The following is a 1,635-nucleotide window of genomic DNA, read 5'->3' on the forward strand; positions in this document are numbered from 1 at the left end:
TGGCCGGCCCAGGCTCCGTGGGACTTTCCGCCGCCGGCCTTCGACCTGTCCGACCACACCTTCGCCCGGATCACGCCCGGCACCACCGAGGCCCCGACCGACAACGCCGTACCACGGCGGCTGCCGGAGGGTGACTGGCTGCACCAGCCGGGCTGGGTGCGGCTGCGCCGTGCCGGGGCCGGGGCCCGTACCTCCTCCGGGCGCGTGCTGGTGGTCCTGACCGCCACGCCGTCGGGGCCGGAACCGTGGCGGGCCTTCGAGCCGGGCCACACCCGCGTGATCCGCGTCAGCGCCGCCGACGCCTTCGCCCGGCTCGCGGAGGACCGTTACGAGGTCGACCCCGCCGACCCCGCCTCGATACGGGAGTTGCTCGACGCACTGCGACCGGTCGCCCGGGGTGGTGTCGACTGGCTGCACGCGCTGCCCCTGTCCGTCGAGGGAGCGGTGGACGAGCGCACACTCGCCCGCGCCCGCTGGGCGTGCCTGGACACCTCCGCCGCGCTGCTGCGTGCCCTCGCCGAGGCGCCCGGGTCCCCGGACGTGCGGGTCTGGTGGGTCTCGTACGGTGCCCAACCGGTCGAAGGCCCCGTCAGGCGGCCGGAGTTGGGGCTGCTGGCGGGTGCGGATGAGGTGGTGCGCCAGGAGACCGGCGTGACCGGCCGCTGGCTCGATCTGCCCGGGTCCGATCCGGCAGGGTGGGCCGCGGTGCTGCCGATGATCCTGGCGGAGGCCGACGCCCCGGCCGTCCTGCCCCGGCGGCTGGCCCTCCGGGACGGGTACTGGTGGCACCAGACCGTACAGCCCGTCGGTGCGCCGGCCGCGTACGACTCCGCCCAAGGCCTGCCGGCCGGCGGACCGGGTGCCGCGGAAGCACCCGGTGTCCAGCTGATCCTGGGCGGCACCGGCGGTGTCGGGGCCGGTGTCGCGTCCTGGCTGCTGGAGCGGACCGACTGCCGGGTGGTCCTGTTGGCGCGCCGGGCGCGGCTCCCGGAGACACTGGCGCGCTGGGCCGACCGGGTCGACCTGGTCGAGGGAGACCTCGCCGAGGAGCCGTCCGACGTACTCCTGACCCGGCTCGCACCCCATCTCCCCCGGTTGCGTGGGATCGTCCACGCGGCGGGCACGGCGGCCGGAGGCCTGATCGTCCGCCGCGACGCGCGGGCGATGCGGCACGCCATGGCGGCCAAACTGCACGGCGCGCTGCTCATGGAGCGGCTGATCGCCGACCATCGGCCCGCCTACGCGGCCTACTGCTCCTCGATGGCCACGCTGTTCGGCGGCCTCGGCCAGTTCGACTACGCGGCGGCCAACGGGGTGCTGGACGGCTTCGCCCGGTACCGCGCGCACGATACGGAGACCACGCTCCGTATCGGTATCGACTGGGACGTGTGGCGGGAGGTGGGCATGGCCCGGGACACCCTGCACGCGGACGCCCGCCACCAGGCGCACGTCGCGGTCGGGCTCACGGTGGAGGAGGGCCGGCGGGTCTTCGGGCACGCGCTGGAACTCCAGTTGCCGCAGCTCATGGTGTCCACCACGGCCGTCGACCAGGCGCACGCCTTCTACGAGCCGGGCGTGTCCGGGACGTCGCCATCACCATCACCATCGGCATCGGCATCGGCATCGGCATCGGCA

General features: G+C 74.9%; 1 protein-coding gene. It reads left to right on the forward strand.

The annotated features are described in order from the left end of the window. Nucleotides 1–1,635, forward strand: a 1,635-nt coding sequence (locus GT042_RS23210) for an SDR family NAD(P)-dependent oxidoreductase (protein WP_161310660.1), incomplete at both ends; no start/stop codon positions are given.

This window comes from Streptomyces sp. SID3212 (assembly GCF_009865405.1).
Classification (GTDB): Bacteria; Actinomycetota; Actinomycetes; order Streptomycetales; family Streptomycetaceae; genus Streptomyces.